Raw genomic sequence first — 16,716 nt, forward strand, 5'->3', positions numbered from 1 at the left:
CGTGGCTAATAAAGAAGAGGGCGATGGAAAAGGGAGTTGGAGTTTAAAGCTAAGTTCCGACCGCGTCACCGCCGGACGGGGTTTGGCCGACCATAGTGGCTGTGTATACTGGCCGACATTTTAACGCCCTGGAACCTCCTTCGATGGTTGCTCACCTGATTGAATTTGCCACTAACCACTACATTCTTGTCGGTATCTTCGTCGTACTGCTGGCTCTGCTGCTGGCGCACACGATGCAGGGCGGCGGTAAAAGCCTGAGCACCGGCGAACTGACTGCGCTGGTCAATAAAGACGCAGGCGTGGTGGTGGACATCCGTCCGGCTAAGGATTTTGCTGCTGGCCACATCGTTGGCGCGGTGAACATTCCCCAGGACAAACTGGCTGCGCGTATCGGCGAGCTGGAAAAACACAAGGCCAAGACCATCATTCTGGTCGACGCGTTGGGCCAGACCGCTGGCACCCACGCCCGCGAGCTGATGAAATCCGGCTTCACCGCCGCCAAGCTGTCCGGCGGGATCTCCAGCTGGAAAGGCGACAACCTGCCGTTGGTGAAGTGATATGAGCGAAGTCATCGTCTACTCCAGCGATTACTGCCCTTATTGCTCGCGAGCCAAGTACCTGCTCGAGAACAAAGGCGTGGCCTTCAAAGAGATCAAGGTCGATGGCAAGCCGCAGGTGCGCGCTGAAATGACCCAGAAAGCCGGACGTACGTCCGTGCCGCAGATCTGGATCGGCAGCAAGCACATCGGCGGTTGTGACGATTTGTATGCCCTGGAACGCGCCGGCAAGCTCGACGCGCTGCTCAAGGCCTGAACGGCTGCACCCACGTACAGCACTCCCTAAAAGACCCAAGATCGATAAGGATCTGAGATGACTGACCAACAGAACACTGCAGCCAGCGAAGAAGAAACCGCACCGCAATTCTCCTTGCAGCGCATCTACGTACGCGACCTGTCCTTCGAAGCCCCGAAAAGCCCGGCGATCTTCCGCCAGCAGTGGGATCCGGCGGTCGCTCTGGATCTGAACACTCGTCAGAAAGCACTGGAAGGTGATTTTTACGAAGTCGTGCTGACCCTGTCCGTCACCGTGAAAAACGGTGAAGAAGTCGCCTTCATCGCTGAAGTGCAACAGGCCGGTATCTTCCTGATCAAGAACCTGGACGCGGCTTCGATGAGCCACACCCTGGGTGCGTTCTGCCCGAACATCCTGTTCCCGTACGCGCGCGAAACCCTGGACAGCCTGGTGACCCGTGGTTCGTTCCCGGCCCTGATGCTGGCCCCGGTGAACTTCGACGCCCTGTACGCGCAAGAGCTGCAGCGCATGCAGGAAAGCGGCGAGACGCCAACCGTTCAGTAAGACGGTTCAGCAACACCCCATGTGGGAGCGAGCCTGCTCGCGATAGCGGTCTGTCAGACACATCAATGTTGCCTGACACTCCGTAATCGTGAGCAGGCCCGCTCCCACATTTGTTTTGTGGTGTTACTTGAAGTCGTTCTGGCGCCAGGCTTCGTACACGGCCACCGCTACGGTGTTGGACAGGTTCAGGCTGCGGCAGCCTTCGCGCATCGGCAGGCGCAGGCGCTGTTCCGGCGGCAGCGCGTCGAGCACTTCCGGCGGCAGGCCACGGCTTTCCGGGCCGAAGATGAACGCATCGCCAGGAACGAACGCGGCATCATGAAACGGTCGCGAACCCTTGGTGGTGAACGCAAACAGTCTTGGGTTGCCCAGGCTTTCCAGGCAACTGGCGAGGTCCGCGTGACGTTGCAGCGTGGCATATTCGTGGTAATCGAGACCGGCACGGCGCAGGCGCTTGTCGTCCATCTCGAAGCCCAGCGGTTCGATCAAATGCAGGTGGCAGCCGCTGTTGGCGCATAGCCTGATAACGTTGCCGGTATTCGGCGGAATTTCTGGTTGAAAAAGGATGACGTGAAACATGCACGGCTCCGAAGGTAAAGATGAGCGGCATTCTACGCCGCCTGTGGACAACCGTTCGAAACTATTCCCGCGCGTCATCGGTTCGCTGGCGATTGTCGGCTTGATGATCGGCTTGATGATCGGCCGCCTGACCACGCCGGACCCGAGCATATTGCAGCAGGTTGAAATGACCGATGGCGGTTTGGTGGTGTGGTTCAACAACGAACCCAAACTGCATGGCGAGATCATCGATGGCACCGTGGCGCTGCTGTTCCAAGCTGAGGGCCGGGCGCAGAAGGGCCAGTTCAAACTCAACGGCAGGGATGTGAACTGGCGTACACGCATGAGCGATGGCGGGTTGTTGTTGACCATACTGGCAGCGCGGCCGTTGCAGGGTAATTGGGTCGGCAGTGAGGTCGATGACCGCTGGCGGCTGGAGATCCGTTTGCAAACGAACTGATCGTAATCCCGCCGTCCTTCTCAAGTACTCCTACGCTTCTTGACGTCGTTTCCCACTACGACTGTCTGCCTTTCCACTCTCCTTGAATACTGGCGCACGCTATCGTGCGCTCCTCTTTTAGACCGGCAGGATGCCGAAAGCCTTCGTCCCTGGCACGACAGTCAGGGCGACTTTTTCAAGGATGAAAAACATGCCAGTAAAACCACCTACCGGTGGCAGCACCCACGTCAAAGTAGATGCTTCTACCAGCCCGACTCGACCGGCCGACGTGGACATTCCGCTCCCCGGCTTATTGAGTCGCAGCGGTTTTGATTCAGGCACCTCTCGCGATGATTCGCAGCCGCGAGCCGGGTCGTCCAGGGCCGTTGAGGCAGATGCCACTCGTGCAACGCCGTCGATCATTGTTCACGCGGCCCCTGTTGAAGCTCGTTTGCTTGCGCCTCAACCGACGCTGGACGATTACGTAATCAATGCTCGGTCGTTACTTCCTGAAACCAACGGCGAAGGCTTAAGGGTTTTTAACAATCGTACCTACGCTGAGGTGGCCGATGGCGCTTTCGTTCTTGTCGCCGTAGATCCGGCGACTGGATTGCATCGTGCCCGACGGCCAAGTGAGCTGCTCCCGGGTCCGGTGATGCTGCGTAATGTCGATAGCGGTCTTTGGTACCAGCGTACGCTCGTAAAGCCAACCACCCGAGCGCAGGTCCAAAGATACCTCCCGGAAACGACGGACCTGGACGCTGATGCCTTTATCGCTCGGTTTGGCGACAAGGATGTGGCAGAGGTGGAGCTGAAGCGCATCGAGCGTGGGCTCTCTGAGCTGGAGAGGACGAGCTTTAGTGTCAGTGAGGAAATGGCTAGCAAGCTACGCAGACTTTACATGTGGCAGGGCGAACCCAGTGAGCGCGTCTATCACGAAGGCCGACTAGTGGGTTTCAAGATGGATATCGAGCTTGGGGCTCGGCAATACGGTGTTCCTGTCTCAACAAAATTCAACGCTGTTGTCGCCCTTACTCTGAGAGTGGGTGGAGATCTAAACTCGTATCGTTTATCTGCGCAGTTTCCCAACATTGAAAGTCTGACGGTGGTTGGCTGGCCACCCATTCTCCCTGGCGGTAATCCTTTTCGGACTGCCTCGAGGCACAACATTGAGCGAGGTTTCGTTGAAGAATTGGCAAAGCTTCCCCATTTACGCGAGCTGCACCTGCAAAACTGCAATTTGCCAGCCGAGTTCTCGCTGACAGGCATGACCGACCTGCGAGCTCTGACACTTGGCAGCATTCAGGGGGTGGCGGATCTGAATGCCGTAGTGAATGGCCTGCCAGGGCGGTTGAGCTTGCAGGTCCTCGACCTGCACCAGAATCCGTCCTTGAAAGTGGCACCTGACGTGACGGGGATGACTCAGTTGCGCGTATTGGATCTGACGCAGACCGGTATAGAACAGCTCCCGCTCGGGCTTGATGCTGATAACGGGCCGTTACGATTGGAAGTATTGAAGCTCGGCAACAATCCGCTTTCTGTCATGCCTTCACTAAAAGTCAGGACTGCGCTGCAGGAGCTGCACCTTCCCAATACCGGTTTAGACCGGTTTCCGGAGGGCGTCACGTCCGAAATTCCCGGAAAAATGCTGAATCTTTCGAACAACCGTATTGCATCGATCCCTGAGTCCGTTGAAATCAGAGCGGGCTTTGATCTCTTTGGCAATCCCATAACAGATCTGGCGACTCTCCGGCGGCTGAGGGACGCGCGGATAAAAACAGGCATTGACGTTTGGCTGGGAGAGCGAAGTATTGATCGCTCGCCAAATGCCTGGTTACGACATTCGCCGCTAGAGGAACTCGCTGAAAATTTGAAGCTCTGGGACAGTGTTGACGTTGACGCATATTGGTTCGTGGCGAGGAGAATCGTCTGGGATCTGGCGCGTGCACCCGAGTTTCACATTGAGCGGCCGCTTTTGCAGCAACGAGTCTGGCGGTTTTTCGAGCACTACCGTAAGGCTGAGCCTGGCGTTCAGGTCAGGCTGAGGGGCATTCAGGATGATGTAATCAGTCCCTTGAACAAGCTGGAAAGGCTGGAGGCAGAAGCAGGGCTGTCAAGCGAATCACTGCCGGCGGGCTTGGTGCTGCGCAGTGATACCGGCAGCGACGTTGGGTCCTTGCTCGATGCCGCTGCGCTAACCACCCGAGCGCAGGTCCGAAAATACTTGCCGCAAGTGACCGATCAACAAGCAGATCACTTTCGCCTGCACTTCGGTGACAAGGATGCGGCAGAGGTGGAGCTCAAACGACTCCAGCTTGGACTTGCTCAACTGGACCAGGACCTCAGCTCTGGGGTCTACGGAAGTGAGTTGGGTTCCACGTTGCGCCGTCTGTACACGTGGCAAGGGGAGCCTGACGAGCTGGTCTTTCACGATAAGCGGCCGGTGGGTTTCAAGCTGTCTTCGAGTCTTTCGATTTGGCCAAGCCATCGGCCACTCTCAACACCATTCAACGCCATCGTTTCCCTTGAGCTAAGGGGGGCAAGCGTGCCTTTTCCGGAAGGTTTTTTTTCAGCTTTCCCCAATCTTGAAAGTCTGAGGGTGGTTAATGGACGTGCATTGCTGTCTGATAATCGCGGGCTGCGGCTCACCGAGGGGCCAGCCAGTGTTGATGAATTGGCAAGGCGTGCGCGATTACGAGAGTTGACGCTGCAAAGGACCAACCTGTCGCCTGATTTTTCGGTGGCCGGCATGACCGGGTTGCGTGTATTGGAGCTGGAGCAGAACGGAATACTCCATCTTCCAGGGCTTGATGCCGATAACGGGCCGTTGCAATTGGAAGTATTGAAACTCAGTAATAACCCACTCACGGTTGCGCCTTCTGTCAAAGGGAGGACCGAGCTGCAGGTGCTGGAGCTTTCCTATGCAGGGTTAGACAGATTTCCGGAGGGCATCACCAACGAGATTCCCGGGAAAGTGCTGGATCTGACGAACAATCGAATTACATCGATTCCCGAATCCATTGAAATCAGAGCCGGATTCAAGCTCAGTGGTAATCCAATTACCGATCCGGCTTCCCTCCGGCGGTTGATACATGCGCGTATAAAAACAGGCACCGACATCTGGCTGGGAGAGGAAAGCACTGATCGGTCGGCAAACCTGTGGCTACGAAATGTGCCGCCCTCGGAAATACCTGAAAAACTTAAGCTCTGGGACAGCTTTGGCGGGGCTGGAAGTGACGTTATCAATGGGATTCGCAAACTGAGTCGCACGCCTGAATTTCACGTCGAGCATCCGCTTTTGCAGCGGCGGGTGTGGTGGTTCCTGGATATCTATGCGAAGGCTGACCCAGGCGATCAGGCAAGGATGAAGGGCATTCTGATCAATGAATCCAGCCCCGGAAAAATGCTGGACAGGCTGGAAGCCGTGATTCGGGAATATGACTCAGGGCGGCAAAATCAGCCCCTGCATCATTTACCCAAACGGCCCAGGCTCAATTGACGTCGGACTCGATGTCTCGGCGAACGGTGTAAAAGCGGGAATCCCTGACCTGCCTGTATCAGGGTTCCCAAAACGGGTGGACTGCGCTGTTGGCGTCAGCCCGGTATAAAGAGGGAACCCCCGGCCTGCCTGTACCAAGGATCCCAAAAGGGTGGGCTCGTCGCGTTGCGGTATGAGCCCGGTGTAAAGAGGGGAATCCCCGGCCTGCCTGTACCAAGGTCCCCGAAACGGGTGGTGAATCGAATCACCTGTAAGAGGTGTTGCAGGGGGCGTGCCAGGTTTTCATTTGCTGAAACAAAAAAGCTGATCAGAGACATCAAAGCCCCGAATTTCGGGGCTTTGATGTTTATGAAAACGGGTTTATCAGCGTTTTCAGGGTTGAGTTGTGGCGATGCGGCTGTGCGCGATCGCGGGTCATTGTGCATTGATGCGGTGCACGATGGCCCCTCACCCTAACCCTCTCCCAGAGGGAGAGGGGACTGACCGAGTTGCTGGTTCAAGTTGCGCCGACCTGAAATATTGAGCCGAATTCAGGTTTCGAAAACATCCGGGATCTGCGCCCTCTCCCTCTGGGAGAGGGCTGGGATGGATCCTGAGCACGCAGCAATCCTCAAGCGAACAAACCGTTAACCCTCATCCCCCTCATCATCATCCCCGCCATCGACCTTCATCCCCAATTCCTTGATCTTGCGCGTCAGGGTATTGCGCCCCCAGCCCAGCAACACGGCGGCATCGCGACGACGCCCGGCGGTGTGCTTCAAAGCCGTCTCGATCATGATCCGCTCGAACGCCGGTACCGCGCTGTCGAGCAGGCTCGATTGGCCACGCGCCAACGCCTGATCGGCCCACTGACGCAGTGCTTGCTCCCAATTGGTCACTGGCGCCGAGTCCTGCGGCAGGTTCAGCAGTTCTGGCGGCAGGTCGCTGATGTGCACTTCGCGCCCGGACGCCATCACCGTGATCCAGCGGCAGGTGTTCTCCAACTGACGCACGTTGCCGCCCCACGGCAGGTTCTTCAGGTATTCCTCGGTCTCGCTCTTCAGCAGCTTCGGTTCCACCGCCAGTTCTTGCGCAGCGCGGCTGAGGAAGTGCTTGGCCAGGGTCGGGATGTCTTCACGACGATCTGACAGGCGCGGGATGTGGATACGAATTACGTTGAGGCGGTGGAACAAGTCCTCGCGGAACTTGCCGGCGTGCACCAGGGTTTCCAGATTCTGGTGCGTCGCGGCAATGATTCGCACATCGACTTTGACCGGCACGTGGCCGCCCACACGATAGAATTCGCCATCGGCCAGAACCCGGAGCAAACGGGTTTGGGTGTCGGCCGGCATATCACCGATTTCATCGAGGAATAGTGTGCCGCCGTCGGCCTGTTCGAAACGCCCGCGACGCAAATTTGCTGCGCCGGTGAACGCACCTTTCTCATGGCCGAACAGCTCGGATTCCATCAGATCCTTGGGGATCGCCGCCATGTTCAGCGCGATGAATGGCGAGGCCGCGCGCGGACTGTGGCGGTGCAGGGCGTGGGCGACCAGTTCTTTACCGGTACCGGATTCGCCGTTGATCAACACGGTAATGTTGGAGTGGCTCAAGCGGCCGATGGCGCGAAACACTTCCTGCATCGCCGGCGCTTCGCCGATGATTTCCGGGGTGCGCGTCAGTGCCGGCACCACTTCCAGGCCTTGCTGTTCTTGTGCGTGCTGGTTCGCACGTTTGACCAGCGAGACCGCCTCATCGACGTCGAACGGCTTCGGCAGGTACTCGAACGCGCCGCCCTGATACGAGGCGACAGCGCTGTCCAGATCGGAGTGAGCGGTCATGATGATGACCGGCAACCGTGGGTGCTGCTCGCGAATCCGCGCCAACAAATCCAGACCGCTGGCACCGGGCATGCGAATGTCGGAAATGATCACGTCTGGCTGCTGACGGGCCAGGCGACTCATCACGCCATCGGCGCTGTCGAAACTCTGGGTGGTCATGCCTTCCTGCTGCAAGGCCTTTTCCAGAACCCAACGGATAGAACGGTCGTCATCGACGATCCACACGGTTTCACTACGGCTCATGTCGATGTGGCTCCTTGTTCCAGTGGCAGAAAGATCGAGAAGGTGGTGTGGCCTGGATGGCTGTCACACTCGATCAGGCCCTGGTGCTGGCTGATGATGTTCTGGGTAATGGCCAGGCCGAGTCCGGTACCGTCCGGGCGTCCGCTGACCATGGGAAAGAAAATGGTTTCCTGAAGTTCCGCCGGGATCCCCGGGCCGTTGTCGATGATTTCGATCTTGGTCACCAGACGATGGCGGACGTGGCCGATGGTGAACTGGCGCATGGTCCGGGTGCGCAGGCTGATGCGGCCCAGGCGCAGTTCGTTCTGGCTGCTGATCGCTTGCATCGCGTTGCGTACGATGTTCAACACCGCCTGAATCATTTGTTCGCGGTCGATCAGTACGTCGGGGATGCTTGGGTCGTAATCACGCACCAAGGTGATGCAGCCCTGGCTTTCCGCTTCGACCAGTTGGCAGACGCGCTCCAGCACTTCATGAACGTTGCACATCGCCAGCGACGGCAACTTGTTCGAGCCGAGCATGCGGTCGACCAGATTGCGCAGGCGGTCGGCTTCTTCAATGATCACGTTGGTGTAGTCGCGCAGGCTTTCTTCCGGCAGTTCGCGGGCCAGCAATTGCGCAGCGCCACGGATGCCGCCGAGCGGATTTTTGATCTCGTGGGCGAGACCACGCACCAGCATTTTGCTGGTTTCCTGTTTCGACAGTTGCGCCTCTTCCTTGGTGATCCGCAGCAGGCGGTCACGCGGGTGGACTTCCAGCAGCAACATCGTGGCGCCGTTGCTGAGGATCGGCGTCACCGCGTAATCCACGGTCAGCGTCTGGCCGGTCAGTGCGGTGAGCATCGCTTCGCGCTTGGTGAACGGGTGCGCCTGCTCTACCGCTTGGCGCAACGAATTCAGCGCTTCGGTCGATTCTGTGAACAGCTCGCTGATGAATTGCCCATGGCTACGCTGCCCGCTGATGGCGAGCAGCATCTCCGCCGCCGGGTTCATGTACTCAAGGCGCAATTCGGCGTCGAGCAGGATGGTGGCGGTGGTCAGGTTGTCGAGCAGCAAACGGTGGATTGCGTCGCTAATAGTCATCGGAGCCTCTTTTGGGGGCGGAGCGTGCGCAACAAGCAAGCGTCGGTGAACGGAAAATGCAAAAACCAAACCAAGGCTCCGAAAAGAAGCGTTCGTCGCCTGAAACAGGCGTTTGACGCTCGTTTGAGTGGCAGGGTGCCAGCTCGAACGGGAAGTTTCGAACCAAAATGGGTTGGAATGTGAGTACGGTGCAGTCTGTTGCACCAATATAGTGCGCAAAGCTGGGCGGAGTTAGAAGAAACGCAGGAAGGGGTTTTTCGGCTCGGGCGGTTTGTCTTTCAGCGGGCATTCCGGGCGCACGCCGTAGTCGTCGGCGATGCAGGGTTTGACTTGGCGTTTCTGCGCTAGGGAAATGCGTAGCATGTGGAAGGGCTGGTTGGCGGTGCGTTCGACGGTGCGTCCTTCCATGTCGAGGATTTCAACCGAGAGATTGTGGCTGCCACGATCGATGTTGCTGAGCGGGAAGACCGGGCTCAGCCCCGGTTCGCCGGTGGCCTGGCCATCCAGCAGCAGTCGATAACGATGACCTTTTTGCAGGCCCGGTTCGCTGGTGACGCTGACGATGATTTCGCCGGCGCTGCTGCGAATCGTTGCATCGGGTTCAGGTACCAGAATGCGCAGCATGTCGTAGTGGAAGGGCGGTTGCTCTGGGGGTTTTTTTGCAGTTGTGATTGGCACGGCGACGGTGGGGTTTGCGGACATGCGATTGCTGTTCGCGATCGGTACGCGCTTGGCATTGCCACGCGGCTGGTCGGTGTAGACGCGATTGCCTTGGGCATCGATATAAGTGAACACCTCAGCCGATGCTTGCAGCGTGAGCAGCGCCAGCACCGCGATCAGCCACGCACGAATCATGGCTTGTGCACCCGCTGTACGCTGAGAGGGACTGGCGCGCTCTGCTGGATGACCGTCTGCCCGTCAATCACCTGCACCGCTAGACGATGTTCGCCGCGATCAACGTTCACCAATTGCAGGATCGGCACGTTGCTCGGCTGGCCGTAAGGCTCATCGTCCAATACCAGCCTTAATTGATGAGGCGGTCGAAGGCGCGGCTTGATCAGCACATTGACGGTGAAGGTGCCGTTGTTCGCGCGCAATGCTTCTTCGGTGGGCAGTCCGGCGAGTTCAAGAATGTCGTAGGCGTTGCGCGCAGGTTCACGGTTGTCGGTTTCGGGCGCGGGTGGTGCGCTGGGCGCCTGCGGCTCGACCCGATTGAGCGGCGGCAATTCCACCGGTTGTGCCTGCACGCCGTCCGGCGAGTGATCGCTGTACACCGTGTGGCCGTTGGCATCGGTGTATTTGTAGATCTGCGCGGCGGCGGGCAGGGCGATCATCAGCAATAGAATGTAGAGAAAGGTGCGACCCATGAAATCGACCGGGATTGAAAGCGATGGGGTGCAGCATAGGACAGGTGTGGCGGTTGGCCCAACCCTGCACACATCCAGAGATCATTCATACACCACAATTGATCGTTCCCACGCTCTGCGTGGGTACGCCTCAAGGGACGCTCCGCGTCCAGTGACGCGGAGCGTCACGGGCTGCATTCCCACGCGGAGCGTGGGAACGATCAGCATCACGTCATAAATCGCGGGCAATAAAAAAGGCCTCCCGAAGGAGGCCTCTTTCACTCACGCCGCGTAGCGCAGCGCTACCGGATCAGCAGCTGTAGTACAGCTCATATTCCAGTGGGTGTACGAAAGTGCGAACCTTGATTTCTTCTTCCGATTTCAGCGCGATGTAAGCGTCGATGAAGTCGTCGGAGAACACGCCGCCCTTGGTCAGGAACGCGCGGCCCTTGTCCAGCTCTTCCAGGGCTTCTTTCAGGCTGCCGCAAACTTGCGGGATCTCTTTCGCCTCTTCAGGCGGCAGGTCGTACAGGTTTTTGTCAGCTGCGTCGCCTGGGTGGATCTTGTTCTGGATACCGTCCAGACCGGCCATCAGCAGCGCTGCGAAGGCCAGGTACGGGTTGGCAGCCGGATCCGGGAAGCGTGCTTCGATACGGCGGGCTTTCGGGCTCGACACGTAAGGAATACGGATCGAAGCGGAACGGTTGCGAGCCGAGTAGGCCAGCATTACCGGAGCTTCGAAGCCTGGCACCAGACGCTTGTAGGAGTTGGTCGCCGGGTTGGTGAAGCCGTTCAGGGCCTTACCGTGTTTGATGATGCCGCCGATGAAGTACAGAGCGGTATCGGACAGGCCGGCATAGCCTTCACCGGCGAAGGTGTTCTTGCCGTCTTTCCAGATCGACATGTGTACGTGCATGCCCGAACCGTTGTCGCCGTACAGTGGCTTCGGCATGAAGGTCGCAGTGCGGCCGTAAGCGTCAGCAACGTTGTGGACAACATACTTCAGGGTTTGGGTTTCGTCGGCTTTCTTCACCAGGGTGTTGAACTTGACGCCGATTTCGTTCTGGCCGGCAGTCGCCACTTCGTGGTGGTGAACTTCGACGGTCAGGCCCATTTCTTCCAGTGCGTTGCACATGGAGGTACGGATTTCGTGGTCGTGGTCGAACGGTGGAACCGGGAAGTAGCCGCCTTTGACGCCTGGACGGTGACCTTTGTTGCCACCTTCGATGTCCTGGTCGGACATCCACGAACCTTGCTCGGAGTAGATCTTGAACATCGAGCCGGAGATGTCCGACTTGAATTTCACCGAGTCAAAGATGAAGAACTCAGGCTCCGGACCGGCGAACACGGTGTCACCGATACCGGTGGCTTTCAGGTGTTCTTCGGCGCGCTTGGCGATCGCACGTGGGTCGCGGTCGTAGCCTTGCATGCTCGAAGGTTCGATGATGTCGCACACCAGGATCAGGGTGGCGTCTTCGGTGAACGGGTCGAGAACGGCAGTTTCGTCAACCGGCATCAGGATCATGTCGGAGGCTTCGATGCCTTTCCAGCCAGCAATGGAGGAACCGTCGAACATCTTGCCGACTTCGAAGAAGTCTTCATCCAGCGCATCGCGAGCCGGCATGGTCACGTGGTGCTGAGTGCCTTTGGTGTCCGTGAAGCGCAGATCAATCCACTTGACGTCATGATCTTTGATGAGTTGAACCGTCTTCGACATATGTCCTCCGGGTGGCTTCGGGCTTGGTAGTGGATGCCCTTGAATTTGGGTGATGCCGGCGCGAATACTCTGCCAAGGCAACCTGCCTCACAAGGGAGCAAATTGCATGCCAGTGCCCCAGCATGGGTTTTTTGCCCCAAATTCACGCTTATAAAGGTGCAAAGCACCTGATTGTGGAAAATCTCGCCCTGTAATGTAGCGTCTTGAGTCAGAAATGACCTGTTTTGGTGCGTGCAAAACCTTCTGCACATTAACTGGTTAAACCTTGAGCAATTTCCGCTATAATCCGCGCCCCCCTTTTTCGGCTGGCCGTTCGCGCGCTGTTTTCATGAAACTAATCGTAAAAGTCTTCCCCGAGATCACCATCAAAAGCCGACCTGTCCGGACGAAGTTCATCCGCCAGTTGGCCAAGAACATCCGCACCGTGCTCCGTGACCTGGACCCGGCCGTGGTGGTGAACGGTGTGTGGGACAATCTCGAGCTGGAAACCCGCGTTACCGACCCCAAAGCCTTGAAAGAGATGGGTGAGCGCCTGACCTGCATGCCGGGCATTGCGCACTTTCTGCAGATCGACGAGTACCCGCTGGGCGACTTCGACGACATCACCGAGAAGTGCAAACAGCACTACGGCGATGCACTGGCCGGGAAGATTTTCTCGGTGCGCTGCAAGCGCGCGGGCAAGCACACCTTCAGCTCGATGGACGTCGAAAAATACGTCGGCAGCAAGCTGCGCCGTGAGTGCGGTGCTGCTGGTATCGACCTGAAAGCACCGGAAATCGAAGTCCGCATCGAAGTTCGCGACAAACGGTTGTTTGTCATTCACAGCCAGCACAACGGCATCGGCGGTTACCCGCTCGGTGCGTTGGAGCAGACGCTGGTATTGATGTCCGGCGGCTTTGACTCAACCGTTGCGGCGTACCAGATCATTCGTCGCGGCCTGATGACGCACTTCTGCTTCTTCAATCTGGGCGGTCGTGCCCATGAATTGGGCGTGATGGAAGTCGCGCATTTCATCTGGAAGAAGTACGGCAGCTCGCAACGCGTGCTATTTGTCAGTGTTCCGTTCGAAGAAGTGTTGGGCGAAATTCTCGGCAAAGTCGATAACAGTCATATGGGCGTCGTATTGAAGCGTATGATGTTGCGCGCGGCTTCCAACATCGCCGATCGCCTGCACATCGACGCGCTGGTCACCGGCGAGGCGATCTCCCAGGTGTCGAGCCAGACCCTGCCGAATCTGTCGGTGATCGACTGCGTGACCGACAAACTGGTCCTGCGTCCGCTGATCGTGGCGCACAAGCAGGACATCATCGACACGGCCAACGAGATCGGCACCGCCGATTTCGCCCGGCACATGCCGGAGTACTGCGGGGTCATTTCGGTCAATCCGAAGACGGCCGCCAAACGCGGTCGCGTTGAGCACGAAGAGAAAGAATTCGACATGGCGGTCCTCGAGCGTGCGCTCGAAAACGCCAAACTGGTGCCGATCGATCGGGTGATCGACGAATTGGGCCAGGACGTACAGATTGAAGAAGTCAGCGAAGCACTGGCCGGTCAGATCGTGATCGACATCCGTCACCCGGATGCCGCCGAGGATGAGCCGCTGGAACTCGCTGGCGTAGAAGTACAGACGATGCCGTTCTACGCAGTGAACGCTCGTTTCAAGGAGCTGGATCCGACTCGCCAGTACCTGCTGTATTGCGACAAAGGCGTGATGAGTCGCCTGCATGCTCACCATTTGCTCAGTGAGGGGCATGCCAATGTGCGCGTTTATCGACCGAGCTAAGTGCCCGGGGCTGTTTGCCTGTGGCCTGCGTCACCGGCCCCCCGACACCGCCGTCAAGCTGTAACGGCCATGCCGGACACTACTGCTAATCGCTGCCAAGACTTGTCAGCAAACCGAATCCTCTGATCGAGATACACAAGTGATCGAAAATCTACGCAACATCGCCATCATTGCCCACGTTGACCATGGTAAGACCACCCTGGTAGACAAACTCCTGCGTCAATCCGGCACCCTGGAGCGCAACGAGCTCAACGACGAGCGCGTGATGGACTCCAACGACCAGGAAAAAGAGCGCGGTATTACCATTCTGGCGAAAAACACCGCCATCAACTGGAACGGCTACCACATCAACATCGTGGACACCCCGGGCCACGCCGACTTCGGCGGCGAAGTTGAACGTGTAATGTCGATGGTTGACTCCGTTCTGCTGCTGGTTGACGCTCAAGACGGCCCTATGCCGCAAACCCGTTTCGTGACCAAGAAGGCTTTCGAAGCCGGCCTGCGTCCAATCGTGGTAATCAACAAGGTTGACCGTCCAGGCGCGCGTCCGGACTGGGTTCTGGACCAGATCTTCGACCTGTTCGACAACCTCGGTGCGACCGAAGAACAACTGGACTTCCAGGTTGTTTACGCTTCGGCCCTGAACGGCATTGCCGGTCTGGATCACACCGCCATGGCTGAAGACATGACCCCGCTGTACCAAGCGGTAGTCGACCACGTTCCGCCTCCGGCTGTTGACCGTGATGGCGCGTTCCAGATGCAGATCTCCGCTCTGGACTACAACAGCTTCCTGGGTGTTATCGGCGTTGGCCGTATCGCTCGTGGCCGCGTCAAGCCGAACACCCCGGTTGTGGCGATCGGTGCCGACGGCAAGCGCCGTAACGGCCGTATCCTGAAACTGATGGGTCACCACGGTCTGCACCGCGTTGACGTTGAAGAAGCTGCAGCAGGCGATATCGTTTGCATCAGCGGTATGGACTCGCTGTTCATCTCCGACACCCTGTGCCACCCGGACACTGTCGAGGCGATGAAGCCTCTGACCGTTGACGAGCCAACCGTTTCGATGACCTTCCAGGTAAACGACTCGCCATTCTGCGGTAAAGAAGGCAAGTTCGTGACGTCCCGCAACATCAAGGACCGTCTGGACAAAGAGCTGCTGTACAACGTTGCGCTGCGCGTTGAAGAAGGCGACACCGCTGACAAGTTCAAGGTTTCCGGCCGTGGTGAACTGCACCTCTCGGTACTGATCGAAACCATGCGTCGCGAAGGCTTCGAGCTGGCCCTGGGCCGTCCTGAAGTAATCATTCGTGAAGTGAACGGCGTTAAACAAGAACCGTTCGAAAACGTGACCATCGACATCCCTGAAGAAGCTCAGGGCAAGGTCATGGAAGAGATGGGTCTGCGTAAAGGCGACCTGAGCAACATGGTGCCGGATGGCAAGGGCCGTGTTCGTCTGGAATACAACATCCCTGCTCGCGGTCTGATCGGTTTCCGTAACCAGTTCCTGACCCTGACCAACGGTGCTGGCATCCTGACCTCGATCTTCGATCGCTACGACACCGTCAAGTCGGGCCACATGTCCGGCCGTCAGAACGGCGTTCTGGTTTCGGTTGAAACCGGCAAGGCACTGACCTACTCGCTGGAAACCCTGCAGGCTCGTGGCAAGCTGTTCGTAGAACACGGCCAGGAGATCTACAACGGTCAAATCGTTGGTCAGAACAGCCGCGACAACGACCTGGGTGTAAACCCGACCAAAGGCAAGAAGCTCGACAACATGCGTGCTTCGGGTAAAGACGAAACCATCGCTCTGGTACCACCTGTTCGCTTCACTCTGGAACAGGCTCTGGAATACATCCAGGAAGACGAGCTGTGCGAAGTTACTCCTAAGTCCATCCGTCTTCGCAAGAAGATCCTGGACGAAAGCGAGCGTACCCGCGCTGCCAAGAAAGCCAAGGCGTAATTTAGCCCGCGCTTGAAAAAACGCCCCCGGTCGCGAGACCGGGGGCGTTTTTGTTTGTCTGGGGGAAAGCAGGTTGAGTCTTGAGGATCAAGAGCCCCTCACCCTAGCCCTCCCGAAACGTCGGACCGCCCAGAGGGAGAGGGGACTGACCGAGTTGTTCTTTGGCTTTGCATCGACCTGAGTAATCGAGTCGACCTCAGGTTTGGAAGCGACAGAGATCGGCTCCCTCTCCCTCGGGAGAGGGCTGGGGTGAGGGGCTGGGGTTTAACGGCTACCGAAGAACTCAGCGTCGTTCAGAAGCGCTCTATCGCGCGGAAATTCTGCACGCGCTCAACTTCCTTCGGCTTGTACGCGCAATACCCCGGACGCGGTCCGATCTTCGGGTGATTGCGGCAGGTATCCGGGCGCTTGTCATAAATGGTGCACAAGCGGCTCTTACGATCCAGGTAGTAGCAATCGTTGTTGCTCATGCGCTGCAGGGTAAAGATGCCGGACTTCTGGTTGAAGCGCTCGACCAGGCCTTCCTTTTGCAGACGCTTGGCGATGTTCTTCGGCGGGTCGCCCAGTTCGAACTCGTCGACTACGCCGATGCGCACCAGATCCTTGATCTTTACTTCGACCGGCAGCGTGCAGCAGCTGGACATGCAGGATCCGCACATCGGGGCCGAATATTTCGCCCACGTATCGAGACGATCGATCTCGGCGGCGGCAATCAGGTTGGGCTTCATCATCGGGAGTTACCAGGCGTGTGTGCATCAGGGCGCGCGATCATACCGGGACTGGTGGATTTTTGAACAACCTTTCGCCAGATTTTTTCTCCATGCAGGCACATTGCCGGAAAATTCGGCACGGCCCCTGCATTCATTAGCCCATCCGCCAGGGTAATGCCGGGCCATCGCACCGTCTCAGGAAA

At 57.9% G+C, this 16,716-nt stretch carries 14 protein-coding genes; 7 read left to right on the forward strand and 7 right to left on the reverse strand.

Going from position 1 to position 16,716, the window contains the following annotated elements; translation table 11 throughout:
- Window positions 1-143: 143 nt before the first annotated feature.
- The 3 genes from AC0ZWN_RS06605 to secB are packed head-to-tail and all read left to right on the forward strand — an operon-like array spanning window position 144 to window position 1,356.
- A complete protein-coding gene (locus AC0ZWN_RS06605; protein ID WP_083367280.1) occupies window positions 144-557 on the forward strand; it encodes a rhodanese-like domain-containing protein in 414 nt (137 codons plus the stop codon).
- 1 nt (window position 558) lies between these two features.
- Window positions 559-813, forward strand: coding sequence for a glutaredoxin 3 (gene grxC / locus AC0ZWN_RS06610; protein ID WP_038359971.1), 255 nt, complete (start codon window positions 559-561; stop codon window positions 811-813).
- A 57-nt stretch (window positions 814-870) separates the two neighbouring features.
- A complete protein-coding gene (secB, locus tag AC0ZWN_RS06615; protein ID WP_007909233.1) occupies window positions 871-1,356 on the forward strand; it encodes a protein-export chaperone SecB in 486 nt (161 codons plus the stop codon).
- Between the two features lie 123 nt (window positions 1,357-1,479).
- Here the strand turns inward: secB and AC0ZWN_RS06620 are convergent, their stop codons facing one another.
- The gene (locus AC0ZWN_RS06620; RefSeq protein ID WP_007909235.1) at window positions 1,480-1,935 is read right to left on the reverse strand and encodes a tRNA (cytidine(34)-2'-O)-methyltransferase; all 456 of its coding nucleotides are present in this window, start codon (window positions 1,933-1,935) and stop codon (window positions 1,480-1,482) included.
- Between AC0ZWN_RS06620 and AC0ZWN_RS06625 the strand changes: the two genes are divergently transcribed.
- Window positions 1,934-2,374, forward strand: coding sequence for a hypothetical protein (locus AC0ZWN_RS06625; protein ID WP_093430037.1), 441 nt, complete (start codon window positions 1,934-1,936; stop codon window positions 2,372-2,374). The genes AC0ZWN_RS06620 and AC0ZWN_RS06625 overlap by 2 nt on opposite strands.
- A gap of 190 nt (window positions 2,375-2,564) precedes the next feature.
- Complete coding sequence (locus AC0ZWN_RS06630) at window positions 2,565-5,852, forward strand: leucine-rich repeat domain-containing protein (RefSeq protein ID WP_476334477.1); 3,288 nt, start codon at window positions 2,565-2,567, stop codon at window positions 5,850-5,852.
- 626 nt (window positions 5,853-6,478) lie between these two features.
- Here the strand turns inward: AC0ZWN_RS06630 and ntrC are convergent.
- The 5 genes from ntrC to glnA all read right to left on the reverse strand — a co-directional run bounded on the left by ntrC (window position 6,479) and on the right by glnA (window position 12,060).
- Entirely contained in the window at window positions 6,479-7,915 is a 1,437-nt protein-coding gene (gene ntrC / locus AC0ZWN_RS06635; RefSeq protein ID WP_007909238.1) for a nitrogen regulation protein NR(I), read from the reverse strand.
- Complete coding sequence (gene glnL / locus AC0ZWN_RS06640; RefSeq protein ID WP_095047169.1) at window positions 7,912-8,997, reverse strand: nitrogen regulation protein NR(II); 1,086 nt, start codon at window positions 8,995-8,997, stop codon at window positions 7,912-7,914. Before glnL ends, ntrC begins: the two co-directional genes overlap by 4 nt.
- A 231-nt stretch (window positions 8,998-9,228) precedes the next feature.
- Complete coding sequence (locus tag AC0ZWN_RS06645; RefSeq protein ID WP_476334478.1) at window positions 9,229-9,852, reverse strand: DUF4124 domain-containing protein; 624 nt, start codon at window positions 9,850-9,852, stop codon at window positions 9,229-9,231.
- Window positions 9,849-10,364 carry a DUF4124 domain-containing protein gene (locus tag AC0ZWN_RS06650; protein ID WP_460130586.1) on the reverse strand — a complete coding sequence of 172 codons (516 nt, stop codon included), beginning with the start codon at window positions 10,362-10,364 and terminating at the stop codon, window positions 9,849-9,851. Before AC0ZWN_RS06650 ends, AC0ZWN_RS06645 begins: the two co-directional genes overlap by 4 nt.
- Before the next feature lie 289 nt (window positions 10,365-10,653).
- The gene (gene glnA, locus AC0ZWN_RS06655; RefSeq protein WP_007909254.1) at window positions 10,654-12,060 is read right to left on the reverse strand and encodes a type I glutamate--ammonia ligase; all 1,407 of its coding nucleotides are present in this window, start codon (window positions 12,058-12,060) and stop codon (window positions 10,654-10,656) included.
- A gap of 328 nt (window positions 12,061-12,388) precedes the next feature.
- Between glnA and thiI the strand changes: the two genes are divergently transcribed.
- Window positions 12,389-13,843, forward strand: a complete 1,455-nt coding sequence (thiI, locus tag AC0ZWN_RS06660; protein ID WP_093430041.1) for a tRNA uracil 4-sulfurtransferase ThiI — start codon at window positions 12,389-12,391, stop codon at window positions 13,841-13,843.
- Between the two features lie 139 nt (window positions 13,844-13,982).
- Window positions 13,983-15,803: a translational GTPase TypA gene (gene typA, locus AC0ZWN_RS06665; protein WP_095047173.1), complete on the forward strand. Its 1,821-nt coding sequence runs from the start codon at window positions 13,983-13,985 to the stop codon at window positions 15,801-15,803.
- A 293-nt stretch (window positions 15,804-16,096) separates the two neighbouring features.
- On the opposite strand, the gene AC0ZWN_RS06670 is transcribed toward typA, so the two are convergent.
- Entirely contained in the window at window positions 16,097-16,534 is a 438-nt protein-coding gene (locus AC0ZWN_RS06670) for a YkgJ family cysteine cluster protein (RefSeq protein ID WP_093430042.1), read from the reverse strand.
- Between the last annotated feature and the right edge of the window lie 182 nt (window positions 16,535-16,716).

Source organism: Pseudomonas sp. 3B-A001-10F (assembly GCF_056313565.1).